At 59.6% G+C, this 26313-nt stretch carries 26 protein-coding genes; 11 read left to right on the top strand and 15 right to left on the bottom strand.

The features are described 5' to 3' along the window. Positions 1–134: 134 nt before the first annotated feature. On the bottom strand, positions 135–1334 hold the full coding sequence (gene tyrS, locus QWI20_RS24330) for a tyrosine--tRNA ligase (RefSeq protein ID WP_369307581.1): 1200 nt from the start codon (positions 1332–1334) through the stop codon (positions 135–137). A gap of 212 nt (positions 1335–1546) precedes the next feature. Here tyrS and QWI20_RS24325 point away from each other — a divergent pair, with 212 nt between their 5' ends. Next, the gene (locus QWI20_RS24325) at positions 1547–2980 is read left to right on the top strand and encodes a peptidoglycan DD-metalloendopeptidase family protein (protein WP_369307580.1); all 1434 of its coding nucleotides are present in this window, start codon (positions 1547–1549) and stop codon (positions 2978–2980) included. A gap of 3 nt (positions 2981–2983) precedes the next feature. Beyond that, positions 2984–4075, top strand: coding sequence for an anhydro-N-acetylmuramic acid kinase (locus QWI20_RS24320; protein ID WP_282372465.1), 1092 nt, complete (start codon positions 2984–2986; stop codon positions 4073–4075). Positions 4076–4138: 63 nt separating this feature from the next. Here the strand turns inward: QWI20_RS24320 and erpA are convergent, their stop codons facing one another. After that, positions 4139–4489 (bottom strand): iron-sulfur cluster insertion protein ErpA, encoded by a 351-nt coding sequence (erpA, locus tag QWI20_RS24315; RefSeq protein WP_122536594.1) that lies wholly within the window; start codon positions 4487–4489, stop codon positions 4139–4141. A 167-nt stretch (positions 4490–4656) separates the two neighbouring features. Beyond that, positions 4657–5691 carry an N-acetyl-gamma-glutamyl-phosphate reductase gene (argC, locus tag QWI20_RS24310; protein WP_369307579.1) on the bottom strand — a complete coding sequence of 345 codons (1035 nt, stop codon included), beginning with the start codon at positions 5689–5691 and terminating at the stop codon, positions 4657–4659. A 133-nt stretch (positions 5692–5824) separates the two neighbouring features. Between argC and hemJ the strand changes: the two genes are divergently transcribed. From hemJ to coq7, 5 genes are all read left to right on the top strand, one after another. Continuing rightward, complete coding sequence (gene hemJ / locus QWI20_RS24305; protein ID WP_369307578.1) at positions 5825–6250, top strand: protoporphyrinogen oxidase HemJ; 426 nt, start codon at positions 5825–5827, stop codon at positions 6248–6250. 46 nt (positions 6251–6296) lie between these two features. After that, entirely contained in the window at positions 6297–7229 is a 933-nt protein-coding gene (locus QWI20_RS24300) for a DUF805 domain-containing protein (protein WP_369307577.1), read from the top strand. A gap of 55 nt (positions 7230–7284) precedes the next feature. Continuing rightward, positions 7285–8070 carry an SDR family NAD(P)-dependent oxidoreductase gene (locus QWI20_RS24295; protein WP_369307576.1) on the top strand — a complete coding sequence of 262 codons (786 nt, stop codon included), beginning with the start codon at positions 7285–7287 and terminating at the stop codon, positions 8068–8070. A gap of 86 nt (positions 8071–8156) precedes the next feature. Beyond that, complete coding sequence (locus QWI20_RS24290; RefSeq protein ID WP_065991361.1) at positions 8157–8495, top strand: histidine triad nucleotide-binding protein; 339 nt, start codon at positions 8157–8159, stop codon at positions 8493–8495. 126 nt (positions 8496–8621) lie between these two features. Further along, on the top strand, positions 8622–9269 hold the full coding sequence (coq7, locus tag QWI20_RS24285) for a 2-polyprenyl-3-methyl-6-methoxy-1,4-benzoquinone monooxygenase (RefSeq protein WP_369307575.1): 648 nt from the start codon (positions 8622–8624) through the stop codon (positions 9267–9269). 103 nt (positions 9270–9372) lie between these two features. Here the strand turns inward: coq7 and speD are convergent, their stop codons facing one another. Both speD and QWI20_RS24275 read right to left on the bottom strand, forming a co-directional pair. After that, positions 9373–10167, bottom strand: coding sequence for an adenosylmethionine decarboxylase (speD, locus tag QWI20_RS24280; protein ID WP_037019204.1), 795 nt, complete (start codon positions 10165–10167; stop codon positions 9373–9375). 235 nt (positions 10168–10402) lie between these two features. Next, complete coding sequence (locus QWI20_RS24275; protein WP_192173086.1) at positions 10403–10825, bottom strand: OsmC family protein; 423 nt, start codon at positions 10823–10825, stop codon at positions 10403–10405. Positions 10826–11031: 206 nt separating this feature from the next. Here QWI20_RS24275 and crp point away from each other — a divergent pair, with 206 nt between their 5' ends. Next, positions 11032–11676, top strand: coding sequence for a cAMP-activated global transcriptional regulator CRP (crp, locus tag QWI20_RS24270; protein WP_369307574.1), 645 nt, complete (start codon positions 11032–11034; stop codon positions 11674–11676). Between the two features lie 26 nt (positions 11677–11702). Here the strand turns inward: crp and QWI20_RS24265 are convergent, their stop codons facing one another. From QWI20_RS24265 to QWI20_RS24250, 4 genes are read right to left on the bottom strand one after another with little or no spacing between them, the layout of a single operon-like run. Then, positions 11703–12398 carry a biotin/lipoate A/B protein ligase family protein gene (locus QWI20_RS24265; RefSeq protein WP_369307573.1) on the bottom strand — a complete coding sequence of 232 codons (696 nt, stop codon included), beginning with the start codon at positions 12396–12398 and terminating at the stop codon, positions 11703–11705. 49 nt (positions 12399–12447) lie between these two features. Further along, positions 12448–13284 carry an indole-3-glycerol phosphate synthase TrpC gene (gene trpC / locus QWI20_RS24260; RefSeq protein ID WP_192173089.1) on the bottom strand — a complete coding sequence of 279 codons (837 nt, stop codon included), beginning with the start codon at positions 13282–13284 and terminating at the stop codon, positions 12448–12450. After that, the gene (gene trpD, locus QWI20_RS24255) at positions 13281–14330 is read right to left on the bottom strand and encodes an anthranilate phosphoribosyltransferase (RefSeq protein WP_369307584.1); all 1050 of its coding nucleotides are present in this window, start codon (positions 14328–14330) and stop codon (positions 13281–13283) included. The genes trpC and trpD overlap by 4 nt, the downstream gene beginning before the upstream one ends. An 18-nt stretch (positions 14331–14348) precedes the next feature. Continuing rightward, on the bottom strand, positions 14349–14948 hold the full coding sequence (locus tag QWI20_RS24250) for an aminodeoxychorismate/anthranilate synthase component II (protein ID WP_122536584.1): 600 nt from the start codon (positions 14946–14948) through the stop codon (positions 14349–14351). Between the two features lie 471 nt (positions 14949–15419). Between QWI20_RS24250 and estP the strand changes: the two genes are divergently transcribed. Beyond that, positions 15420–17360 (top strand): esterase EstP, encoded by a 1941-nt coding sequence (estP, locus tag QWI20_RS24245; RefSeq protein ID WP_369307572.1) that lies wholly within the window; start codon positions 15420–15422, stop codon positions 17358–17360. A 135-nt stretch (positions 17361–17495) separates the two neighbouring features. Here the strand turns inward: estP and trpE are convergent, their stop codons facing one another. The 4 genes from trpE to QWI20_RS24225 all read right to left on the bottom strand — a co-directional run bounded on the left by trpE (position 17496) and on the right by QWI20_RS24225 (position 21736). Then, a complete protein-coding gene (trpE, locus tag QWI20_RS24240; RefSeq protein WP_369307571.1) occupies positions 17496–18977 on the bottom strand; it encodes an anthranilate synthase component I in 1482 nt (493 codons plus the stop codon). Between the two features lie 68 nt (positions 18978–19045). Continuing rightward, positions 19046–19828 (bottom strand): phosphoglycolate phosphatase, encoded by a 783-nt coding sequence (locus QWI20_RS24235; protein ID WP_369307583.1) that lies wholly within the window; start codon positions 19826–19828, stop codon positions 19046–19048. 47 nt (positions 19829–19875) lie between these two features. Continuing rightward, positions 19876–20547, bottom strand: coding sequence for a ribulose-phosphate 3-epimerase (gene rpe / locus QWI20_RS24230; RefSeq protein ID WP_122536580.1), 672 nt, complete (start codon positions 20545–20547; stop codon positions 19876–19878). A gap of 196 nt (positions 20548–20743) precedes the next feature. Beyond that, on the bottom strand, positions 20744–21736 hold the full coding sequence (locus QWI20_RS24225; protein WP_369307570.1) for a hypothetical protein: 993 nt from the start codon (positions 21734–21736) through the stop codon (positions 20744–20746). Between the two features lie 313 nt (positions 21737–22049). Here QWI20_RS24225 and QWI20_RS24220 point away from each other — a divergent pair, with 313 nt between their 5' ends. Together QWI20_RS24220 and QWI20_RS24215 are read left to right on the top strand one after the other, a co-directional pair. Further along, positions 22050–23543: a helix-turn-helix transcriptional regulator gene (locus QWI20_RS24220; RefSeq protein WP_369307569.1), complete on the top strand. Its 1494-nt coding sequence runs from the start codon at positions 22050–22052 to the stop codon at positions 23541–23543. Between the two features lie 137 nt (positions 23544–23680). After that, positions 23681–23938 carry a CsbD family protein gene (locus tag QWI20_RS24215; RefSeq protein WP_369307568.1) on the top strand — a complete coding sequence of 86 codons (258 nt, stop codon included), beginning with the start codon at positions 23681–23683 and terminating at the stop codon, positions 23936–23938. A 23-nt stretch (positions 23939–23961) separates the two neighbouring features. On the opposite strand, the gene QWI20_RS24210 is transcribed toward QWI20_RS24215, so the two are convergent. Beyond that, the gene (locus QWI20_RS24210) at positions 23962–25110 is read right to left on the bottom strand and encodes an iron-containing alcohol dehydrogenase (protein WP_369307567.1); all 1149 of its coding nucleotides are present in this window, start codon (positions 25108–25110) and stop codon (positions 23962–23964) included. A gap of 368 nt (positions 25111–25478) precedes the next feature. Then, a complete protein-coding gene (locus QWI20_RS24205) occupies positions 25479–26303 on the bottom strand; it encodes an ABC transporter permease (protein ID WP_369307566.1) in 825 nt (274 codons plus the stop codon). Positions 26304–26313 lie beyond the last annotated feature (10 nt).

Here is a 26313-nt window from a genome sequence, read left to right as displayed (position 1 = left end):
ATCTGAACCGAAGCATTCCTCGCTGCTTACTTCGTCCAACTCGTTGATTATCAAGGAGTTTTCCGTTTCGTCTGCGCCGGAAGTGGGGCGAATTATAGACAGATCCAGAGGAGCGTCAAGCACTTATTTGAACTTTATTCCAAACGAAGTGTAATCCGCCCGAACGCCTTCTTGCCGGCCTGGCAAACATGGGTAGCCCCCAGCTTGAATACAAACCCGCGCTCTACCACCTCACCATCTATACGCACGCCGCCGGATGCCAGCAGGTCGCGAGCGACTGCAGCGTTCTTTACCAGCCCCGCCTTATTAAGGACGGCAGCAATCGGCATGTCTTCGGAAGCAGCCAGCTCGATCTCCGGAAGATCATCCGGAAGCTCCCCATCCTTCATACGATTGCCTGCAGAACGATGGGCAGAAGCCGCAGCCTCTTCACCATGAAAGCGCGCAACAATTTCTTCGGCAAGCTTGATCTTGATGTCGCGCGGATTCGCCCCGGCTTCGCAATCCGCCTTAAAGGCAGCGATCTCTTCCATGGAGCGGAAGCTCAGCAGCTCAAAGTAACGCCACATCAGCGCATCAGGGATGGAGACGAGCTTGCTGTACATAATGCCGGGCGCTTCCTGGATACCTACATAGTTACCCAGGGACTTGGACATCTTCTTGACGCCGTCCAACCCTTCCAGCAATGGCATCGTCAGAACACACTGAGCCTCCTGACCATAGGCGCGCTGAAGCTCACGCCCCATCAGCAAGTTGAATTTCTGGTCGGTGCCACCCAGCTCGACGTCCGCGCGCAAGGCAACCGAGTCGTAACCCTGCACCAGCGGATAAAGGAATTCGTGGATAGCGATCGACTGGTTCGACTTGTAACGCTTGTCGAAGTCATCACGCTCAAGCATACGGGCAACGGTGTATTGGGAAGAAAGCCGGATGAAGTCGGCGGGACTCAGTTGATCCATCCAGGTGGAATTGAATGCCACCTCGGTCTTGGCCGGATCCAGAATCTTGAATACCTGAGCCTTGTAGGTCTCGGCATAGTCGAGCACTTGCTCGCGCGTAAGCGGGGGACGGGTCGCGCTCTTGCCACTCGGATCGCCAATCATCCCGGTGAAATCGCCGATCAGGAAAATCACCTGATGCCCAAGATCCTGAAATTGACGCAGCTTATTAATTAGCACTGTGTGCCCGAGGTGCAGGTCAGGCGCGGTTGGATCAAAACCGGCCTTGATGCGAAGTGGCTGCCCACGCTTGAGCTTTGTAATCAGCTCGGCCTCGACCAGGAGTTCATCTGCACCGCGCTTGATCAGCGCTAGCTGCTCTTCAACCGACTTCATAACCGCCCCGTAATGCCTTATTTCAAAGGGAAACAACCATACAAGATCAGCGCCCAAATACAAGTTCTGACAATAGGTGCTCGACGAATCGCGGAGCGAGCCGATCGCAAGCTTGCCTCAGGCGAGATTTGGTTATATTTTATACAGTTATTTCATCTTCATCATGTCATTCATCTTTTCCATTTCATCTCTTTTCAAAGTCAAAATTACCTATGACCGACACTCCGCCTAAAGCGCCACCGCTTTATCCGAAGAGCCACCTGCTAGCAGCCAGCGGTATCGCCGCACTGCTCAGCCTGGCTCTCCTCGTATTCCCATCCAGCGACGTCGAAGCCAAACGAACAAACCTTGCTCTGGAACTGGACACACCTGCTGATCAGATTCAGCAAGAACAAGACGCTCAAGAACAGACTGAAGCCACAGAGGCGCCCGTAGATTCTCCTTTTGCGCAGATCCAAGGTGACGAACCGGAGTCGGCCGAAACAGCCACGACATCCAAGGACACAAAGGCTGCGCCGAAAGAGGTTGCCACTGCCAAAGGTCCGACTCACCGGGAAGTGGTGGTATCGAAGGGCGATACCCTGTCGACGCTGTTCGACAAAGTCGGCTTGCCCGCAACGGCAGTGCACGACGTTATTGCCAGCGACAAACAAGCCAAGCAATTCAGCCAGTTGAAAAACGGCCAGGTTCTGCAATTCGAACTGTCGCCTGAAGGCAACCTCAAGCAGTTGCACAGCAAGCTGAGCGAGACAGAAAGCATCAGCTTGTCCCGGACAGAAAAGGGCTACACGTTTACGCGTGATGTGAGCAAGCCCAATATCCGCACTGCCTATGTGCACGGAATGATCAACAACTCGCTGTCGCAATCCGCCCAGCGTGCAGGCCTCAGCCATACCATGACCATGGAGATGGCAAACATCTTCGGCTACGACGTCGACTTCACCCAGGATATCCGCAAGGGTGACGAATTCGATGTCATTTACGAGCAGAAGGTCGTCAACGGCAAGACGGTCAGTACGGGCAATATTCTTTCGGCGCGCTTCGTAAACCGCGGCAAAACTTACACCGCAGTGCGTTATACGAACAAGCAAGGCAATACCAACTACTACACTGCCGATGGCAACAGCATGCGCAAGGCATTCATCCGTACCCCGGTCGAATTCGCACGCATCAGCTCGCTGTTTTCATCCGGTCGCAAACACCCGATCCTGAACAAGATTCGCGCCCACCAAGGCATCGACTACGCTGCACCTCGTGGCACCCCAATCAAAGCGACCGGCGACGGCAAAGTCATTCTTGCCGGTCGGCGCGGCGGCTACGGCAATACCGTGATCATCCAGCACGGTGAAACCTACCGGACGCTGTACGGCCACATGCAAGGTTTTGCCAAGGGCATTCAGTCCGGATCCAGCGTCAAGCAGGGTCAAGTCATTGGCTATATTGGAACCACCGGCCTGTCCACGGGTCCTCATGTTCATTACGAGTTCCAGGTAAACGGCGTTCATGTCGACCCGTTGGGGCAGAAGCTGCCGATGGCTGACCCGATCGCCAAGTCCGAAAAACAGCGGTTCATGCAGGAGAGCCAACCTTTGATGGCTCGCATGGACCAGGAAAAGGCCACCATGCTGGCCTCGAGTAAGCGCTGACCCATGACTTTATATGTAGGTGTAATGTCCGGAAGCAGTCTGGATGGACTCGACTTCGCGCTGGTAGAACAGGATGACCGACCACGTTTGCTCGGCACCTACTACATTCCCATGCCGGACGATCTTCGCGCCGAACTGCTGGGGCTATGCGCCAGCGGTCCGGATGAGCTGGCACGGGCTGGCATCGCCGAGCAGAAATGGGTTCACCTCGCGGCTCAAGGCGTACTGGCCCTGCTGGATCAGCAGAATGTGTCAGCCGGTGAAATACGCGCGATTGGCAGCCACGGCCAGACGATTCGTCACGAGCCGGCCCGTGGTTTTACCATTCAGATTGGCAACCCTGCCCTGCTCGCCGAGATGACCGGCATCACCGTTGTCAGTGACTTCCGCAAGCGCGATATCGCTGCAGGTGGACAGGGCGCGCCGCTGGTTCCGGCATTCCACGAAGCGTTGTTCGACGATAACAAGGACTACCGCGCCGTGCTCAACGTCGGTGGTTTCAGCAACCTCAGCCTGATCGAGATCGACAAACCGGTTTCCGGCTTCGATTCAGGTCCAGGCAACGTGTTGCTCGACGCCTGGATTCAGGCACAGCGCGGCGTGAGCTATGACCGCGATGGCGCGTGGGGCGCGAGCGGAACAGTCAATGATGCGCTGCTCAAGTCCATGCTCAGTGATCAGTTCTTCCAGACCAAGGGCCCGAAAAGCACTGGCCGTGAAGTATTCAACCTTGGCTGGGTTCACCACCATCTGTTCCAGATGCCAACGCTGAGACCCGAAGATGTGCAGGCGACACTGCTGGAAGTCACCGCATTGAGCATTACCGAGTCGCTGCAATCGGCACAGGCGCAGACCAAAGAGCTGCTGGTCTGCGGCGGCGGCGCTCACAACAAAGCGTTGATGGATCGACTGGCGGCGCTGCTGCCGGCAACAAAGGTCACAAGCACTGCGGAATTCGGCGTTGATCCTGATTGGGTCGAAGCAATGGCGTTCGCCTGGCTTGCGCACTGTGCGCTGGAAAGCGTACCCGCCAACCGTCCGAGCGTGACTGGGGCCAAAGGGTTGCGAGTTCTGGGCGCAATCTACCCGGCCTAAGCTCTACCCTCGCCATGCAAAACGCCGCGCAAATGCGCGGCGTTTTTGTGTGCAACGGTTGGATCAGATCGAAAACGAAGAGCCGCAGCCGCAAGTAGTCGCGGCATTAGGGTTCTTGATTACGAAGCGAGAGCCTTCCAGACCCTCCTGATAATCCACTTCCGCACCTGCCAGGTACTGGAAGCTCATGGGGTCAACCACCAGGCTGACACCCTCGCGCTCGACAATCGTGTCATCTTCTGCGACGTCTTCATCAAAAGTGAAGCCGTACTGAAAGCCGGAACAACCGCCACCGGTCACGAAGACGCGGAGCTTCAGGCGGTCATTGCCCTCTTCATCGACCAGAGTTTTCACCTTGTGCGCGGCACCGTGGGTGAATTCCAAAGCCACAGGGGTGAAGGATTCAACGCTCATGCTCAAAATCTCCCGGCGCTAAGCCGTCATAATGCGTAATGTCGCGCATTATCCGCTTCTCCTAGAAAATTGGTCAACTATTGTCACGGCAGCCACAAGCCGCAAACGACAAGCTGCAAGAACAGCCAGCTACCGGCTTACAACCTGAGGCGTGTGACTTGGCGCTGTTAAGGCAACATCCCCGCGTGGGACAGACCCAGGCGCTCATCGAGGCCAAACATGATGTTCATGTTCTGCACGGCCTGGCCCGAAGCGCCTTTAACCAGATTGTCGATGACCGACAGCACCACCACCAGATCGCCATCCTGCGGACGGTGCACAGCCATGCGGCAGACGTTGGCTCCTCGTACGCTGCGGGTTTCCGGATGGCTGCCGGCGGGCATCACGTCGACGAATGGCTCATTGGCATAGCGCTTTTCAAACAACGCCTGCAGATCGACCGACCTGTCGACGACGGTTGAGTACAAGGTGGCGTGAATGCCACGGATCATCGGCGTCAGGTGCGGCACGAACGTCAGCCCGACATTGCCGCCGGCTGCACGACGCAGCCCTTGGGTGATTTCGGGAAGATGGCGATGCCCTTTAACGGCATAGGCCTTGAAACTCTCACTGGTTTCGGAATACAGCGAGCCCACGCTGGCGCCGCGACCTGCACCACTGACGCCCGATTTGCAGTCGGCGATCAGGCGCGACGGATCGGCAAGGCCCGCTTCGAGCAGTGGTAGAAAACCCAGCTGGGTAGCGGTCGGATAGCAACCCGGCACCGCAATCAGGCGTGCGCCCTTGATGTGCTCGCGATTGACTTCCGGCAGGCCGTACACCGCCTCGTCGAGCAACTCCGGTGCACCGTGGGGCTGGTTGTACCATTTGGCCCACTCGACCGGGTCTTGCAGACGGAAGTCGGCGGAGAGGTCGATGACCTTGGTGCCAGCGGCGAGCAGTTCGCCTGCCAAAGCATGTGCGACACCGTGAGGTGTGGCGAAGAACACCACATCACATGCGCCGAGCACTTTGACGTCCGGCACGCTGAATGCCAGGCCGTCATAGTGACCGCGCAGGTTTGGATACATGTCAGCGACAGGCAGACCTGCCTCGGAGCGCGAGGTGATCGCAACCACTTCAGCCTCCGGGTGTTGCGCCAGAAGACGCAACAACTCGACGCCGGTGTAACCCGTACCGCCGACGATACCGACCTTGACCATAACCTGCCCCTCAACGAAACCAGTGGAAAGCCGCTGATCATATGGGTCGATTGCCAATGGGACAACCGCGAACGTGACGTACGGGCGCCGAAGCCACTACTATTTGGCACCGTGTTCCTGGAAACAAACCAAAATGCTCTATCTCTGGATCAAAGCCCTGCATATCGTCGCTATGGTGTGCTGGTTCGCCGCCTTGTTCTACCTGCCGCGGTTGTTCGTCTATCACACCATGAGCGAAGACTCTGTTAGCCGCGAGCGTTTCTGCACCATGGAGCGCAAGTTGTACCGGGGCATCATGATTCCCTCGATGATCGCCACACTGGTATTCGGTATCTGGCTGATCATCCTGGCCCCGGGTTTTCTGCAGCAAGGCTGGTTGCATGCCAAGCTTACCCTCGTCGTCCTGCTGATTGGCTATCACCACGTGTGCGGCGCTCAGGTCAAACGCTTCGCGCGCGGAGAACCAGGTCGCAGCCATGTGTTCTATCGCTGGTTCAACGAGATACCGGTGTTGATCCTGCTGGCTGTGGTCATTCTGGTCGTCGTCAAACCGTTCTGACGCGCACTGCTCACATCGTATGAACTCAAAAGACAAGGAAGCCAGCATGGCGGAGCACTTCAAGATCGTTTTCGAGGGACAGTTGCGGACAGGCGTTGAGCTGGAAACAGCGCGCCTGAACCTGGCGCAGCTGTTCAAGACGGACGTTTCCGGCGTTGATCGCCTATTCACCGGCAACCCAGTGACTATCAAGCGCAGCCTGACGCGGGACGACGCGCAGCGTTATCTCGCGGCGCTGAACGATGCGGGTGTCGAAGGCCGTATCGAGCCGGAAGAGCCGGTATCACTGAGCCTTGAAGAAGTCGTTGAACACGCGCCCCAGCGTCCGTACTTCGAACCCGCGGCATCGCCCTACGCTCCGCCGCGCGCACCGGTTGCACAAGAATGGCCCGCCGTCGGCGAATTAAAGGTGTTTACCACTCAGGGGCGGATCGGCCGTCTGCGCTATCTGGCGTGGAGCATGGCGCTGGTGGGCGTGGCCATGTTGGTTGCCGTCCTGTGTGTCGGCGTTCTCAGCGTTTCGCTCGTGGCGGGAGGACTGTTGGGCACCGTCGCGTTCGTCGCGTTTGTCGTTATCAGTGTTCAGATCGGCGCCCAGCGCCTGCATGACGCCGGTATGTCGGCCTGGCTGCTGCTGCTGAATCTGGTGCCGGTGGTGGGCAGCTTCTTTCCAATCGTGATGATGGCCGTCCCCGGCAGCACGGGCCCTAATCAGTATGGTCCGCCGCCGCCCGCCAATACGCCACGTGTCAAAGCCCTCGCAGTGCTCTGGCTTGTGGTACTGGCGCTGGCAATCGTGGCTGGGGTGATGGGCGGCCTGAAAACCATTCAGGAAGAAGTTGAAGCTACCACCAGCGCATACGAACAAGCATTGCCCTACGACGATGACTCCAGTGACGCCAATGACACGGAACAACCGACCGTCCCCGTTGATCCTGTAGATATTGGTGACTCGTCCGACAGCAACGACGACCAATAACTATCTGGCAGCAAGGACGCTGTCTCAATACGAGCTGCAAACACTGGAGAATTGCATGACCCGTTACGCCATGGTCACAGGGGCATCCAGCGGTATTGGCCTGGCGATGGCCGAAGCCCTCGCCCGCCGGGGGCGCAACCTTATTCTGGTGGCCAGGCACCGGGAAATGCTGGAAAGCATTGCGCTTGAGTTCACCCAACGGTTTGGTGTCGAGGTGCTGTTCCGCGCCTGCGATCTGGGTGAACCGCTGCGCCTCTCGGGCTTTCTGCTTGAGCTCGAAGAAGGCTCGCGAAGCATCGATCTACTGGTCAACTGCGCGGGCATTGGTAACAGCGGGCCGTTTCTCGCTCAAGAATGGGCGCAAGAGCAGGACCTGCTCGACCTTAATGTGCTCGCATTGACGCGGCTGTGTCACACGGTTGGCAACCTGATGGCGGTGCAAGGCGGCGGTCAGATTCTCAACGTTGCGTCGATCATGGGCTTTCAACCAGGGCCGTGGATGAGCACCTACGCCGCGAGTAAAGCGTATGTACTGCATTTTTCCGAGGGGCTTCGCGAGGAGCTGCATAAAACCGGCGTGAAGGTTTCGGTGTTGTGCCCGGGGCCGACGCGAACGGCGTTTTTTCGCACCGCACAGCTGGATGCTGGCAAGTTCACCCACGACAAACACATGACCGCCGAGGAAGTCGCGCTGTACACGGTTCGCGCGCTGGACAAGAACCGTGCGGTGATCATTCCCGGTTGGCGCAACAGGCTGCTGACGCGGGTTCCGCGGTTTGCGGGTCGCTGGATGACGCGAAAACTCTGGGGCTCGATTCTCAGATCTCGTACGTCAGTCTGACGCGGCCCATCGCAACAAACGGCTGGGCGTGACCTGGCACGCTCAGTACACTGCCTTCATCCCCCTCGAAACGGAGCAAGAAGGCTGTGGATACTTTGTTCACCAAGATCATCAACCGGGAAATCCCGGCGAAGATCATCTACGAAGATGATCAAGTGCTGGCCTTTCACGACATCGCCCCACAGGCGCCAGTGCATTTTCTGGTCATTCCGAAAAAGCCCATCGCCACCCTCAACGACGTGACTGAAGACGATAAGGGCCTGCTGGGCCACATCCTGTTCACGGCGCAGCGCCTGGCGAAAGAGCTGGGTTGCGAGGACGGCTTCCGCGTGGTCATGAACACCAACGAGAAAGGCGGGCAGACCGTCTATCACATTCACATGCACGTGCTGGGTCAGCGCCAGATGAACTGGCCGCCGGGCTGAGTCACCGCGTTCGGACTCTATCGACCTGCCGGGTGCGTGCCTTGCGCCTCGGCGGGCTGACGCCGGACAAGCCCGGTTACACCGTTTGAGGTAGACTGGCCATCGTGGATTTACCCGGAGGCGCCCATGGCTACCGAACGTCACTACTCCCCTATCGATCGTTTTCTGCTTCAGGCCGACGCTGCGATGAAGACGCTGCTGCCCGTCAGCGCGCACGCACACCGTCCCTCGCCTGCCATTGTTCAGCCCGATATCAAGATGAATGAGACCGACACCCGACACGTCGCCGGGCTCATGCGCATTAATCACACCGGCGAAGTCTGTGCCCAGGCGTTGTATCAGGGGCAGGCGCTTACCGCGAAACTGCCTCAGGTGCGCAAAGCCATGGAGCACGCTGCCGAGGAAGAAATCGACCACCTGGTGTGGTGCGAGCAACGCATTCATCAGTTGGGCAGTCATACCAGTGTGCTCAACCCACTGTTCTACGGCGCTTCGTTCGGCATCGGCGCAGTGGCTGGCCTGATCAGTGATCGGATCAGCCTGGGCTTTGTTGCCGCGACGGAAGATCAAGTCTGCAAGCACTTGAATGAGCATCTGGAGCAATTGCCGGCCGAGGACGAGAAGTCCCGTGCGATTCTCAAACAGATGCGCGCCGACGAGGAGCAACACGCCGAAAGCGCGATCGAGGCAGGCGGGTTCCGCTTTCCGGCGCCGGTGAAATTCGGCATGAGCCTGATCGCCAAAGTCATGACCAAGACCACCTACAGGATCTGATCGATCTGCGGTCGGCCGGCTTCTATCAAGGAGCAGGCTGCCACTAAAGGATGGAAACAAAGAAGGCGCCTCTAGAGGCGCCTTTTTTTGTACCGCTGAAACCTTAAACCGGCATGTTGCGGCCGTAGAAGATTTCGAGCATCTCGTGCTTCACGCGACCAGTCACCTGCTCGCGCTGCTCAGCGGAGAGATTGCTGGTGGCGTCGCCGAACAGGTAGTTGTCCAGCTCAAACTGCTTGAGCAGCATTTTCGTGTGGAACAGGTTTTCCTGGTACACGTTCACGTCAGTCATCTGGTAGCTGTCGCGAGTGTCGTCGGAAAGGTAATTCTGGATCGAGTTGATCTCGTGGTCGATGAAGTGCTTCTTGCCTTCGACGTCACGGGTGAAACCGCGCACGCGATAGTCGACGGTCACGATATCGGACTCGAACTTGTGGATCAGGTAGTTCAGCGCTTTCAACGGCGAGATCACGCCGCAGGTCGACACGTCGATGTCCACACGGAAGGTGGCGATGCCGTCAACGGGATGAATTTCAGGGTAGGTGTGAACCGTGATGTGGCTCTTGTCCAGGTGCGCGAGGATGGTCTCTGGCAATGGACCCGGCGATTCTTCGATCTGGCTGTCGGTCGGCGTGACCGGCTGCTCGGAGATCAGAATGGTCACACTGGCGCCTTGTGGGTCGTAGTCCTGACGCGCGATGTTCAGGATGTTCGCGCCAATGATATCGACGACATCGGTGAGAATCCGCGTCAGGCGTTCGGCGTCGTACACGCTGTTGATGTACTCGACGTAAGCCTGCTGGTCTTGCGGAGTTTCCGCATAGCAGATGTCATAGATGTTGAAGCTCAAGGTCTTGGTCAGGTTATTGAACCCGTGGAGCTTGAGTTTGCTTTTCACCGTTAAAAACTCTCTATATGGGTGCGGCGCTGGCCGCGTGATCAAGCATGCCCGTCAACTGAGCCCGGCTCAGCTGCGTAGGACGGTTAACACCTCTTCGCGTTGGCGATTTTGGTTGTCTGGTCGGAGGCGAGCCGGCTATCCGGCGGTCGCGCCCTGAAAAAGGGGCGCATTATGCAGACGTCAGAAGTCGCATGCCATAGCCTGCACCGCTTTTGTGAAAATTGAGCGTTGCTCAGCCCAGTTCGATGATCTCGTAATCGTGGGTGATTTCGACGCCCGCATTACCCAGCATGATTGATGCCGAGCAGTATTTCTCGGCCGACAGCTCGATCGCACGCTTGACCTGCGTTTCTTTCAGACCGCGTCCTTTCACCACAAAGTGCAGGTGGATCTTGGTGAACACCTTGGGATCTTCGCTGGCGCGCTCTGCTTCCAGAAACGCCTCGCAGCTTTCGATGGGCTGACGGGCTTTCTTGAGGATGCTGACCACGTCGTAGTTGCTGCAGCCACCCAAGCCAATCAGCACCATTTCCATCGGGCGAACACCCAGGTTGCGACCGCCGCTTTCGGGCGGGCCATCCATCACGACCACATGGCCGCTGCCGGATTCACCGAGGAACATCGACTCACCCGCCCATTGAATACGCGCCTTCATCATCGGACTCCAATGCTTGAAAAATGGCGGCCAGCTTAGCACAGGGCCCTACCGTCGCTGAGTGGACTGGACATGCCCGAAAACGACCGAAATGTAGGAAGTGTCTGAAAAAAAGGCTAATTGCCGCTGTTGAACTGCGTCAAATCGGAAATACTGCCGATACCTCTAGGAATGCCTCAGGGCGCAGTTTTTTACGGGATACAGCCATGCTCGCCGTGCCGCCTCCGAACAAGATGAAAATCGCCGACAAACTGCTGCCGTACGCCCAGCGACGACGATGTCCCGCAAAGAGCAACATCATTTGCGCAGGCGAAGAATCGGACTCGCTGTACCTGATCATCAAGGGCTCGGTGACGATCCTGATCGAAGACAACGAAGGCCGCGAGATGATTGTGGCCTACCTGAACAGCGGGGATTTCTTTGGCGAGCTGGGGCTGTTTCAGCAGACCTCCGCCGGTGCTCAGCGCAGCGCCTGGGTACGCGCCAAAACAGAATGTGAAGTGGCGGAGATCAGCTACGCCAAGTTCCGCGAGCTCAGTCAGCATGATCCTGAATTGATGTACGCCATTGGTGCGCAGATCGCCGAACGGCTGCGCAACACCACGCGCAAAGTAGGCGATCTGGCATTTCTGGACGTGACTGGCCGCGTCGCCCGCAGCTTGCTCGATCTATGCAAACAGCCCGACGCGATGACCCACCCCGATGGCATGCAGATCAAGATCACCCGCCAGGAGATCGGCCGTATCGTGGGGTGTTCCCGAGAAATGGTCGGTCGTGTGCTCAAGTCGCTCGAAGAGCAGAATCTGGTGCATGTTCGGGGCAAAACCATGGTGGTGTTCGGCACCCGCTAACGACGTGATCGATGCCCGCAGCGGAATCAGGTCCGGGCGAGCAGTCGTGTGTAGCGGTCACTCAGGCGGGTCAGAAAATCCGGCGCGTCAAATAGCTCATGCAAAGCAATATGGCTTTCTGCTTTGCAGCGTTGATCCAGCTCGCAGGTCTCATTGAAACGGTTGACCGCGTTGACCATTGCCACGCGCTCATCATCCAGCAGCATCGCGGCATGGGCCAACACCACCGGCCGTTTGCCACCCTGACTCTGGCGCCAGCGCTGCGCGGTGCCGACCATCTTGCGAGCGTTGAGGTTGACGTTGAAGCGGCCATCGCAGAAGGCACCTTCGACTTCGCCCAGGGATGCAGCGCCGCCCAGCTCACCCAGCGTATCGAGGATCGGCTGACACAGGCGCATGTAGGCATTTTCGATGCGGTCGCGATCCAGATCGGTGTCCGGCTGGACATACACGAGCGCCACGTTGACGGTTGAAGATGATTGCGGCACCGGCTCGCCACCACTTTCACGCAATAGCACGGGCCAGCCGCTGTCAGCGAGGGTTTCGCTGGCTTCAGTGAAACCGGGAAGCCGACTCAACCGGCGTGGCATGACCAACGCGCGATCAATAGGCCGCCAGAACAGCAAGCCGCTGTCAGCGTGGCCATCACATACCGACGCCAAGAGGTCTTGCTCGGCCTTGAGGCCGGCTTCAACGCAGGTTTCCAAGAGCTGAAGGGTCATGCTGCCTCCTGACGCGAAGAGCGATGGCTTTCTGGCCTACAACCCTGGATCAGTCCAGCCCGCCGGACTTGATCGCCGTGCCTTTCTCCGGGAAGAACAGTCGCTGCAGTTCCACGCCCGGCTTCTCGGCGCGCATGAACGCCTCGCCCACCAGGAAGGAATAGACATCGCTGATTTCCATGAGCTCGACATCGGCGCGGTGGAAAATACCGCTTTCGGTGATGACCAGCCGATCACGGGGAATACGTGGCAGCAGGTCGAGGGTGGTTTCCAGGCTGACGTCGAACGTGTGCAAGTTGCGGTTGTTGACGCCCACCAGCGGGGTGTCGAGGGTTTTCAATGCCCGCTCCAGCTCGTCGCCATCGTGGACTTCAACCAGCACGTCGAGGCCGACATCTTTGGCGACCGACGCTAGCTCGGCCATCTTCACATCATCCAGTGCCGACACGATCAACAGAATGCAATCGGCGCCCAATGCCCGCGCTTCGACAATCTGATACGGGTCGATCATGAAGTCCTTGCGGATCACCGGCAGCGAGCACGCCGCCCGGGCTTGCTTCAGATACTCGTCAGCGCCTTGAAAGAAATCAATGTCAGTGAGCACAGAAAGGCAGGTGGCCCCGCCCGCTTCGTAGCTCTTGGCGATCTCCGCTGGCTGGAAGTTTTCGCGGATCACGCCTTTGCTCGGCGAAGCCTTCTTGATTTCCGCAATGACGGCCGGCTGCTTGCGCTTGGCCTGGGCAATCATCGCTTTGGCGAACCCACGCGGCGCATCGGCTGCGGCCGCCAGGGTCTCTAATTCGGCCAAGCTGACACTGGCTCGACGCGCAGCGACTTCCTCAACCTTTCGGGCCAGAATCTTTTCCAATACCGTCGGCACGCTCATCCTTCATTCTCCTGCTTGAATACCGCGGTAAAGGCACCCAGTTCTTCCAGCTTCTCGCGGGCCAGGCCCGTGTGCAATGCGTCGTGGGCCAAGGCCACGCCTTCTCTCAATGACGACGCATGGTCAGCCGCGTAAAGCGCGGCGCCGGCGTTGAGCACGATCATTTCAGCGGCTTTCTGGCCGTGCTCGGATTTGCGCCGACCCAACGCGTCGCGAATCAATTCCAGCGACTGCGCCGGGCTGTCGACCACCAGGCCGAACAGGCTCTGGCTCTTCATGCCCAGATCTTCCGGCTGCACCCAATATTCGGTCACTTCGCCGTTCTTCAGTTCCGCGACAAACGTCGGCGCGGCGATGCTGAATTCGTCCAGGCCATCCTGGGAGTGCACCACCAGCACGTGTTTGCTGCCCATGCGCAGCAGCACCTCGGCCAATGGCCGGCACAGCGCCTGACTGAACACGCCGACCACCTGATGCTTGACGCCGGCAGGATTGGTCAGTGGGCCCAGCATGTTGAACAGGGTCCGCAGGCCCAGTTCCTTGCGTGGCCCGGCGGCGTGTTTCATGGCGCCATGATGGGTTTGCGCGAACATGAAACCGATGCCGACGCTGTCAATGCAGCGCGCCACTTGCACCGGGGTCAGGTTCAGGTAAACGCCTGCGGCTTCCAGCAAATCAGCGCTGCCGCTCTTACCGGAGACCGCGCGATTGCCGTGTTTGGCCACCGTGCAACCGGCCGCCGCGATCACAAATGAAGCGGCGGTCGAGACGTTGAAGATGTTCGCCCCATCGCCACCGGTGCCGACGATGTCGACCACGCCGTCGAGGGTTTTGAGTTGGACCTGATCTGCCAGCTCGCGCATGACCGACACGGCACCAACGATTTCGTCGATGCTTTCGCTCTTCATGCGCATGCCCATCAGGAATGCGCCGATCTGCGCCTGGGTGCACTGGCCGGTCATGATCTCGCGCATGACGTCGCGCATTTCATCGGTGCTCAGGTCCAGTTGATTCACAACCCGGCCCAGCGCGGTTTTGATATCCATTGCCATGTCGAATTGCCCTTAACCCTGACGGGTGCCGCCGGTCTGCTTGAGGAAGTTGGCGAACAGCTCGTGGCCCTGCTCGGAAAGAATCGACTCAGGGTGAAATTGCACGCCCTCGACGTTCAGGGTCTTGTGGCGCAGACCCATGATTTCATCAACGGAGCCGTCTTCACGTTGGGTCCAGGCGGTCAATTCCAGGCAGTCCGGGAGGGTTTCGCGCTTGACCACCAGCGAGTGATAGCGGGTCACGGTCAGCGGATGCTTGAGGCCTTCGAATACACCTTTGTCTTCGTGGATCAGCTCGCTGGTCTTGCCGTGCATGACCTGGCGCGCACGAACCACGTCGCCGCCAAACGCCTGGCCGATTGACTGATGGCCCAGGCAGACGCCGAGCACGGGCAGCTTGCCGGCAAAGTGTTTGATCACGTCAATGGACACGCCGGCTTCGTTCGGCGTGCACGGGCCGGGGGAAACGACAATGCGCTCGGGGTTCAGGGCTTCGATTTCGGCGACGGTCATCTCGTCGTTGCGAATCACTTTGACGTCGGCACCCAGCTCGCCCAGGTACTGCACGACGTTGTAGGTGAAGGAGTCGTAGTTATCGATCATCAGCAGCATGGTGCTTAACCTTTTGAATGACTGACTTTTAACGTGGCCTTCTGTTTTCTGACCTCAGTGGCACGCAGAGGGGGTCGCAGGAGGGGTTCCGGCGAGGCACTGCAAAACCGAGACATCAGAAGGCATATCAATACAGATCCGGCGGGGCCGGCGGGGGAAATGGTCAGGCGCGCCAACGCCAACGGGCGTGGCCCTTGATAACGCGCATCAAGAAGCTGCTGACAATCGACACAGGAAAGGTCTCGTTCATACGTTGCCGCACAGTAGCGTACCGCCGCAGGCCGCGCAATATCGCAATGCCCGTATGGCGCGGCCCAGAGGCCGATTGGCAGGATTTGAACGCCCGCAAGGTGCAGATTGCAGCATGGAAGCCGGTACAGAATATTTGCCGTGAATGCCACAGCATCGTGGGTGATTTTTGTCGCGGCTGCTACCTTCTCGTACAGCACTAAAACAATAAGGGATGCCCCCATGCTCAAAGCCACACTGCGCTGGCCGTTCGCGGCTTGCCTGCTCTCGCTCGCCTGCTCCTCCGCCCTAGCCGCCTCTTCCCCCTATTCAACGATGATCGTGTTCGGCGACAGCCTCGCCGACGCCGGACAGTTCCCCGATGCGGGCGGACCACCGGGCGCCACCTTGCGCTTCACCAACCGCACCGGCCCGACGTACCTCAACGGCAGCGGAGAGGCATTTGGTCTGAATTCATCAACGTTGCTGGGCGGAATGCTTGGCGTAGCGCCCGGTGATTTGCAGGCGTCGACCTCCCCCGTTCGCGCGGCGCAAGGGTTGGCGGACGGCAATAACTGGGCCGTGGGCGGCGACAGGACCGATCAGATCCTCGCGGCGATCACCACCCAATCACAGGTTGCCAACACCGACGCGTCGACGGGCGTCACGAGGGTGTTCCGGACACGACCCGGTTATCTGGTTGAACACAGCTCGCGGGCTGACCCGAACGCCCTTTACTACCTGACCGGGGGCGGCAATGACTTCCTTCAGGGCCGGGTGCTGAGTGCGGGACAGGCCGTCAACGCTGCCAACAACCTGGCGAACGGTGCACAAATCCTGTCCCAGGCCGGCGCGCGTTACATCATGGTCTGGCTGCTGCCGGACATCGGCCGCACACCCGCTGTATTCGGCACTCCATTACAGGGGCCATCGACGTTGCTGAGCGGTGTGTTCAACCAGCAGTTGGTGAATCGGCTGGGGCAAATCGATGCCGAGGTCATTCCGCTCAATGTGCCGGGGCTCATACGTGATGTCCTGACCGACCCGGCGCGCTACGGACTGGCGGCGGATCAGAACCTGGTCGGCACCTGTTTCAACGGCAACAACTGCACCGCCAACAGCGTCTACGGGATTGGCGGCCGGACGCCGGATCCGACCAAGCTGCTGTTCAACGACGGCGTGCATCCGACCGTCGCGGGTCAGCGCCTGATCGCCGACTACGGGTATTCGATTCTGTCGGCACCGTGGGAGATCACCCTGCTGCCGGAAATGGCCAACGGTACGTTGCGCGCGCAACAGGATGAGCTGCGCAGTCAGTGGCTGGCGGACTGGGGCAACTGGCAGAACGTTGGTGAATGGCGCGCCATTGTCGCCGGTGGCGGTCAGAAAATGGATTTCGACGCGCAAAGCAATTCCGCGAGCGGCGACGGCCATGGCTACAACCTCACGGTGGGCGGCAGCTACCGCTTCGCCGAGGACTGGAGAGCTGGCCTGGTTGCGGGCGCTTACCGGCAAACCCTGGAAGCCGGTGCCAAGGATTCGGACTACAAACTCAACAGCTATATCGCGACTGCGTTCGTGCAGTATCAGGCGCAACACTGGTGGGCAGACCTGGCAGCCTCGGGCGGAAAACTCGACTACGACAACCTCAAGCGCAAGTTCGCGTTGGGCATCAGCGAAGGCGCGGAGAAAGGCGACACGGACGGCGATCTGTGGGCGATCAGTGGCCGCGTGGGCTTTGATCTGGCCGAGCAGAGCAGTCGCTGGCATTTCTCGCCGTTCATCAGCGCTGACTATTCCCACGTCAACGTCGATGGCTATTCGGAGAACAGCGCCCGTGCGACAGCACTGAATTATGACGACCAGACGCGCAAGTCGAAGCGGCTAGGCGCGGGGCTTCAAGGCAAGTTCGACGTCACGCCGCAGACTCAAGTGTTTGGCGAAGTGGCCCATGAGCGTGAGTTCGACACCGATCAGCAGGACGTGACCATCGCGCTGAACAGCGTACCGGGCGTGGACTTTGACCTGAAAGGCTACGATCCGCAGCGCAGCTTGAATCGCGCAAGCCTGGGCCTGAGCCAGAAGCTGGCGCCGGACCTGACGCTGCGGGCCGGCTATAACTGGCGCAAGAATGATGACGTGACGCAGCAAGGGGTGAATCTGGCGGTGAGTCTGGATTTCTGACGCACTTAAAACATGTCGGAGCGCCCCGGGTGGCGCTCCACCGGCTCGCGAAGGTTTCGTTGAGCACGCTAAAGATTCAGCGGCGCGAAATCAGCCTTCGCGAGCAAGCTCGCTCCCACAGGGACGTCTAAACTTTCAAACCTCGGGCGTTTGCTGCGCCAGGGCTACGGCGCGGAACATCGCGCGGCGCTTGTTGAGGGTCTCTTCCCACTCCAGCGCTGGCACAGAGTCGGCGACAATCCCGCCGCCGGCCTGCACGTGCAGCTCGCCGTTTTTGATCACGGCGGTGCGGATGGCAATCGCGGTGTCCATGTTGCCGTTCCAGGCAAAGTAGCCCACTGCGCCGCCGTAAACCCCGCGCTTGACCGGCTCCAGCTCGTCGATGATTTCCATCGCGCGAATCTTCGGTGCGCCCGACAACGTGCCCGCCGGCAGGATGGCCCGCAGCGCGTCCATCGCCGTCAGGCCGCTTTTCAGCTGACCGGTGACGTTGGACACGATGTGCATGACGTTCGAATAACGCTCGATGACCATCTTCTCGGTGAGCTTCACCGAACCGACTTCAGAAACGCGCCCGGTGTCATTGCGGCCCAGATCGATGAGCATCAGGTGCTCGGCGATCTCTTTGTCATCGGACAGCAGGTCGACTTCCAGCGCGTGATCTTCTTCCTCGGTGGCGCCACGGGGACGCGTCCCGGCAATCGGGCGCACAGTGATCAAGTTGTCTTCGACCCGCACCAGCACTTCAGGCGAACTGCCAACGACATGGAAGTCGCCGAAGTTGAAGAAGTACATGTACGGCGTCGGATTGAAGCACCGCAGCGCGCGATACAGGTCGATCGGGGCGGCGCTGAAGTCGATGGACATGCGCTGGGACGGTACGACCTGCATGCAATCGCCCGCCAGGATGTATTCCTTGATCGTGTCGACGGCTTGTTCATAATCCGACTGGGTGAAGCTGGATCGGAACACCGGATCCGCCGCCTGCGGACGGGTCAGGTCCAGACCACGACGGGGCGTGATCGGCTGGCGCAGTTTCTCCATCAGCGCCTCGAGTCGCGCCAGGCCACCTTCGTAGGCTTCAGGCTGAGCCGGGTCGACCAGCACGATTGCGTGCATCTTGCCGGCCAGGTTATCGAACACCACAACGGCATCGGACACCATCAGCAGAATATCCGGCATGCCCAGGGGATCAGGATTTGGGCACTTGCCCAGACGCGGCTCTACATAACGCACGCAGTCATAACCGAAGTAGCCCACCAGGCCGCCGTTGAAGCGTGGCAGACCGGCGATGGTCGGGACGTTGTAGCGAGCCTTGAAAGTCTCGACGAAGTCCAGCGGGTCTTTGACTTCCAGGCGCTCGATCTCGACACCGTCGTGGGTCACGCTGACGGAGTGGTCATGCACGCGCATGACGGTGCGGCATGGCAGCCCGATGATCGAATAACGCCCCCACTTCTCCCCGCCCTGCACCGACTCAAGCAGGTAGGAGTTGGGTTCGTGAGCGAGTTTCAGATAGATCGACAGCGGCGTATCGAAGTCGGCCAGGGTTTCGTAGGCAAGGGGGATGCGGTTGTAGCCTTCAGCGGCCAAACGCAGGAATTCTTCGCGGGTCATATCAGCCTCGTGGTCTGAGGGAAAACGGTCAGGGATGCAAACGCGCCGGGGTTCCGGCCAGATTCAAGTCAGGCGCGCCAACGCCAGCGGGCCAGGGCCTTGATGACTTTCATCCAGAGTTTGCGAGTGACCACCACGATGGATTCTCTAAAGGAGGGAGACTTGAGGTCGAGCAACGTTATCTCAGCGCCTTGCGCTAAGCAACCGGCAGAACTGCCCGGAATCAGCATGCGCAAATCGTCGATGACCAGTGCCGGTGACTCTTCCGCGATCGGGCGTCCGTGGTTGTAGCCGTAACTCAGCGCCACACAGGCCACACCCGCCGCTTTCGCCGCCAGCACGTCGTTACGCGAGTCACCCACGAACAGCGACTGCGACCCCGGTACGCCGGCCATTTTCATGACAAAGAACAGCGCCGCCGGGTCGGGTTTCTGCTGCGGCAGCGTGTCGCCACCCACGATCCAGCGAAAAAAACGGCCGAGCTTCAGGTCATCCAGCAAGGGCGCAACGAAGCGCTCCGGCTTGTTGGTGATCAGCGCCATTTCGACGCCCATCTTCTGCAGCCATTTCAGGGTTTCGCGCACGCCAGGGTAGACCTTGGTCAGCGCGTGGCTGCCGCTGTAGGCCTCCATGAAAATCGCCAGCGCAACCTCCGTGGACTCTTCATCCACGGCGGTGTGATCCATGCCGTTCGCCAACGCGCGGCGTACCAGCACGCGCACACCGTTGCCGATCCAGTCACGTACCCGTTCGATTCCTGCCGGCGGCCGGCCAAGCTGGATCAAGGTTTTATCCACAGCTGCAGCCAAATCCGGCACCGAGTCGACCAGTGTGCCGTCGAGGTCGAACATGATCAGCCTGGGCAGACGGCCCGGAAACAGCTGCTCGAAGCCGCTGGTCAACGGGCCAACGCCAGTTCTGCGTGCATCTTCGCAATGACTTCGCGGTAATCAGGGGCGTTGAAAATGGCCGAGCCTGCGACGAAGGTGTCGGCACCGGCTGCGGCGATCTCACGGATGTTGTTGACGTTGACGCCGCCGTCGATCTCCAGACGGATGTCGCGACCGGACGCGTCAATGAGTGCGCGGGCCTCGCGCAGCTTGTTGATCGTGCCGGGGATGAATTTCTGACCGCCGAAGCCCGGGTTGACGCTCATGAGCAGGATCATGTCGACCTTGTCCATGACGTATTCGAGCAGGTTCAGCGGGGTCGCCGGGTTGAACACCAGCCCCGCCTTGCAGCCGCCTTCGCGGATCAGTTGCAGAGAGCGGTCGATGTGCTGGGTTGCTTCCGGGTGGAAGGTGATGAAGGTTGCCCCGGCTTCGATGAAGTCGCCGATGATGCGATCCACCGGGCTGACCATCAGATGAACGTCGATGGGCGCGGTGATGCCGTATTTGCGCAATGCCGCGCAGACCATCGGTCCGATCGTCAGGTTGGGGACATAGTGGTTGTCCATGACGTCGAAGTGGACGATGTCGGCGCCAGCGGCCAGGACGTTGTCGACTTCCTCTCCCAGGCGGGCGAAATCGGCGGACAGAATCGAAGGAGCAATAGCGAAGGGCTGCATGACGCACCTTTTATGAGCGAAATCACGGTGGCGCGCATTGTACTCCAAGAGTTTGAAACGTGGGTTGGGTCGCACGCGAGTGAGCTGGAAGGCTTGATTCAGAGAGCCGAACAGCACAAGGCCCGGTGCAACAGAAGTGCGCACCGGGCCCAGGCTTGATTCAGGTATTCAGAGTCAACAAGAGACGGCTGAAACCTTACACAGTCTCGACCAGCAGACGAGGACGCGAGCTCAGGGCATAACGGGCCAGACCAAAGCTCAACGCCGCGCCGATGATCAGCATGAAGAACGTGCCCCACGCCGCTTTGGCGACCTGCTTGGCCGCGACATCCGCCGCTTCACGGGCTTGTTGCTCAGCCTGCTGCTTGAGCTCCGCCACTTTGGCCGCTGCCTGTTGATAGGCCTGAGCGTAGTTGTCGACGATCTGCTGCGCCTCAGCTTTGCTCTTGCCAGTGCGGGCCGCCACGATGTTGACCAGCGCGTCTTTGTCGGCTGCATTCAAGGCCGGTTCGCCGGCTTTCTGGACGCGATCAAACCACTGCTTCAACTGATCGGCCGCCTGGGTTGGATCGGTAGACGCTTGTTCTGCTGTCTGCTTGGCATCGGCGCCAGCGACGTCAGCTTTCTGATCCAGCTTCGAAGGATCGAGCTCTGGCTTGCCGGACTGCTTCAGGGTGGTGTCCAGCTGTGATTTCAGGCTGTCCCAATCCAGGCTGATGCCGTTCTTATCCAGCTCTTGCTTGATGCTCTGGCCCACACCGGGTGCGGCAGCAGCCACGCCGTCGGCCGCCAGGGAAATACCCTTGCCGGCGATGTTGCCGGCAGTGCCGACGAGCGAGCCGGCCAGCGATGCGAGGAGCCAGGTGGTCAGCAACGTGCTGACTGTCCAGCTCAGCAAACCGTGCAGACCGCCGCGGTCCGGCGCAGTACGACCCGACACCCAGGCACCGGCGGCAATGGCCACCAGGGTACTGATGAACAACCAGGCGCCGGCGCCCTTGCCGAAACCGCTGAGCGGGTTGCCTTGAGCCATCGGATCAAGCGCACCCGCGCCGATCGCCGTGCCAAGCACGCTGAGCACCAGATAGGTCACCAGCGTGATTGCCGCACCAGCGAACACCGATCCCCAAGACACTCGAAACGGCGAAGCGCTGCCCAGAACAGCAGATGTTGCGTAGGTCGAAGCCATGAAAATTTCCTCTGGTGCAGGGGGTGCACATCAGGCGTGCAACCGACGTATCAGTGCAAATGCACCCCCTGCGTTGATAAGGGCGAGCCTGCGAGGGCGGACTCACCGCGTCTTATGAGACGTGAAACCAGTTTGATCAGCGCGTTGAGCGATGTGATGGCGCATTTGCACCGCTTCGTCTGGTGCATTCGCACCGACCCTCGCAAGCATGCCTGCACTAAGCTGCAGCACTAAGCTTTTGCCAGCCGGTCCGATAGTGTGGAGCGCCCGGCTGACCGAAGCCCGACCGCATTGAGACGTCAGGAGAGCAAGCATGTCAGAGGCCATCCTCGCCAGAGAAACCAACCGCCGCCAGTTGCAGCAGATCATCTCGGGTCTGTCGGACGGGGTGATGCTGGTGGAGGTCGATCAGACCATCATCTGGGCCAACGAAGCGGCGCTGCTGATGCACGGGGTCGAAGAGATCAGCGAACTGGGCGCCAACGGCGAGGCCTATCGCGAAAGGTTTTCCCTGCGCTATCGCAACAATCATCCGCTGGACGTTGATCAATACCCGATCAGCCGCGTGGCGGCAGGCGAGGTGTTCAGCGACGTGCTCATCGAGGTCAGCAAGATCGGTGAAGAAGAGGAGCGCAGCTGGGTCCATCGCGTTCGCAGCATGGTGCTTGAAGACAGCACCGGCACTCCCGAATCGCTGGTGCTGATCCTCGCCGACGCAACGGAGTGGGCCGGCGCCGAACAGCGCTTCGAAAAGACCTTCAACGCCAACCCCGCCCCCGCCGTGATCTGCCGCCTGAGTGATCTGCGCTTCATCAAGGTCAATCAGGGCTTTCTGGAAATGACCGGGCACTCGAGAGAGAACGTGATTGGCCGCTCGGTGTACGAGGTGGACGTGCTGGAAAATGCCGAGCGCAAGGACCTCGCCATCGAGCGCTTGAATCAGGGCGCGACCATCCCGCAGATGCAGGCTGAGCTGAAGCTGCCGGAGGGCGGTACCAAACTGGTCATCGTCGCCGGGCAGCCGCTGGACATGAACGAAGAAGATTGCATGCTGTTTTCGTTCACCGACCTTGAGCCGAGACGCAAAGCCGAAACCGCGCTGCGCCAGAGCGAAGAGCGTTTTGCCAAAGCGTTCAAGCTGACGCCGGTGCCGACGCTGGTGTGTACAGCCGATCGGCAACAGATCGTCGAAGCTAACGAGGCGTTCTTCAGCACACTCGGTTACACCCCCCAGGAGCTGATTGGCCGGACTGTCGCGGAGTTAGGCTTCATTGAGGACGGCGCGGTGATGGACGGGCTGTTCAACGTCCTGGAAACCACCGGCCGCGTCGACGGGCTCGACCTGAAGGTCCGCAAGAAAGGCAGCGAGTCGATGGATTGCGTGCTGGCCGCTGACACGGTGACGATTCAGGACAACGCCTGCTACCTCTTCGTACTGATGGACATTACCGAGCGCAAGCGATCCGAGCTTGAGCTGGTCGAGGCCATCGAAACGGTGATGCAGGACGCTTCGTGGTTCAGCCAGACGCTGATCGAAAAGCTGGCCAATGCCAAGCGGGTCAACGGTCGACAGATGCCCAGCGCTTCATTCACCGACCTGACCGCTCGCGAGCGGGATGTGCTGGGTTTGATCTGTGAGGGGCTGGCGGACAAAGAGATCGCTGCACGGTTGAACCTCGCGCTCAACACCATTCGCAACCACGTCGCGACGGTGTATTCCAAGCTCGACGTGCACAGCCGGGCGGAAGCCATTGTCTGGGCGAGGGAGCGAAACCTGTTCGCCAATCAGGGCAAAAGCAAACGCTGAGTGATGCAAATGCGCCAGTGCCTCTGGTGCATAGTCACCTTCATGGGGTGATGCCCGGGCTCTACGCTATCAGTGTGGCTGACCCGTCTGGGTCAGCGAGATATTCATCACTGATACTCATTTCCTGGAGCCAAGATATGAAAAGCGAACAAGTGAAAGGCGTTCTGGAGCAGGCAGCTGGCAAGGCTCAAGACGTCTTCGGCAACCTGACCGGTGACGAGCGCACCCAAATGGAAGGCAAGGCGCGTCAAGCAGCGGGTGAGCTGCAGGAACGTTACGGCGATCTGCTGGACGAAGTGGCGACCTTCACCCAGCAACGGCCACGTACCACGCTGATGGTGCTCGCTGGCCTGACGCTGACCGTCGGCTGGTTGCTGGCCCGTCGTAAGGGTTAAGTGGTGTGGATCAGCACGCCTGATCAATACGCCGCGCGGTAGATTTTCTCGATGTCGGCGGCGGTCAACTTCCTCGGGTTGTTGCGCATCAGGCGCTCGATCTTGCTGGCCTCCTCGGCCATCGCGGGAATGGCGTCTTCGGGCACATTAAAGCTGCGCAGGCCAGACGGGATCTCCACTGCTGCGCACAAATCGGCCATGGCTTTCACGGCCAGATCGGCGGCGTCCCTGTCGCTCAAGTGTGCGACGCGGACGCCCATCGCGTCGGCAATGTCGCGCATCCGTTCGACGCAGGCCAGCTTGTTCCACTCCATCACATACGGCAGCAACAGCGCGTTACTGACACCGTGAGCAATGTTGAAACGTCCTCCCAGCGGATACGCCAACGCATGCACCGCGCCAACCCCGGCATTACCGAACGCCATGCCGGCCATGAGGCTGGCGGTGGCCATGTCTTCTCGCGCCTGCAAGTTCGACGGATTGGCGTAGGCCTTGGGCAGCGCTTTGACGATCAGCTTGATGGCGCCCAAGGCTATGGCGTCGGTGATCGCCGAAGCATTCACTGATAGATAAGCTTCGATGGCGTGCACCAGGGCATCGACTCCGCTGGCTGCCGTGACACTGCGCGGACAGGTCAGGGTCATCAACGGGCTGACCAGCGCGACGTCGGGCAACAGGTGATCGCTGACGATGCCTTTTTTCAGCTGTGCCTGCTTGTCCGAAAAGATCGCCACGTTGGTGACTTCCGAACCGGTACCGGCCGTGGTGGGGATGGCAATCAGCGGAGGGCCTTTGCGCTTGACCTGATCAACCCCGAATAACTCGGCCAGCGGCCCTTCGTGGCTGGCAAACGCGGCGACGCCTTTTGCGACATCGATAGCACTGCCGCCGCCCACCCCGATCAGCCCGTCGTGACCGCCCTCTCGGAAGGCCCGTGTGCAGTCCTCAACAATAGAAATTTCTGGCTCGGGTTTGACCTGATCAAACAGGCCATAACGACGACCGCCCAATTGGGCCAGCGCGAGGTCGACCGTTCCGGATTTGACCAATATCGCGTCGGTGACGATCAGCGGGTTTTGAACGTTGAGCCGGGTCAGCTCGGCCGACAACTGCTCGATGGCGGCCGGGCCGGTGATCAGTTTGTTGGCGATTTTGAAGGCAGAAACACTCATCGGGCTCGTCCTTTACGTTGTTGTTGGAGACGTGGCTCTTTTACGAGGCAGGGTCAGCGTGCGTTGAGTGAAACATAGACCGGATCGTGCAGGGCGTCAGTTTTGTGGTGTGGCGGGAGAAGAATGTGGTTTTCACCAGAGACTTCGACCCCTACCGAGATCCTGTGTGGGAGCGAGCTTGCTCGCGAAGAGGTCGGCACATCCAACTGATCTTCAGCGGCTTGACTGCCGTCTTCGTGAGCAAGCTCACTCCCACAGGGGCTGTGTTGACTGCGCGATAGAGCGGCATCTGGGAGACCGTCGATCTCCTGCACATGCTGGTGTCACCAAAGATCATGGACGCCATCGAAACCCATTATCTGGATTGATCATTCCACCGCCGTGCGCAATTTCTCGCTGCGACCACGCAGCCATTCCAGCACCAGCAGCAGCACCACCGAGAACCCGATGAGCAACGTCGCGGCGGCGGCAATCGTCGGGCTGAGGTTTTCGCGGATGCCGCTGAACATCTGCCGGGGCAAGGTCGCTTGGCCTGGGCCTGCGAGGAACAGCGTGACCACCACTTCATCGAACGAGGTCGCGAAGGCAAACAGCGCACCGGAGATAACCCCCGGCGCAATGAGCGGCAGGGTCACACGCCGAAACGCCGTCGTTGGCGAAGCGCCCAGACTCGCCGCTGCGCGCACCAGGTTGTAATTGAAGCCCTGCAACGTGGCCGACACCGTAATGATCACGAACGGCACACCCAGCACGGCATGCACGAGGATCAGCGAGATGTAGCTATTGCCCAGACCCAGCGGCGCAAAAAACAGGTAGCTCGCCACCCCGACAATCACCACCGGCACCACCATCGGCGAAATCACCAGCGCCATTACCAGCGCCTTGCCGGGGAAGTTGCTGCGGGTCAGACCGATGGCCGCCAACGTCCCGAAACCCATCGCCAGCACCGTGGCGGCTGGCGCCACGATCAGGCTGTTCTTCAGCGCGCGCATCCACTCCGCCGAACCAAAAAAGTCCTGATACCAGTGGAGCGAAAAGCCTTGCAGCGGGTAGACCAAAAAGCTGCCGGCGTTAAACGACAGCGGCACGATCACCAGCACCGGCAGCACAAGAAACAACAGAATCAACCCGCACAGCGTGCGCAGCGTGTAATGCCAGACCCGCTCGATGGGCGAGGAATAAGGGCTCAACATGGTTGTTCTC

Origin of the sequence: Pseudomonas sp. W2-17 (genome assembly GCF_041060445.1) — a bacterium.
In the GTDB taxonomy this organism is placed as follows: Bacteria; Pseudomonadota; Gammaproteobacteria; order Pseudomonadales; family Pseudomonadaceae; genus Aquipseudomonas.
This window is presented reverse-complemented; position numbering and strand designations above follow the sequence as displayed.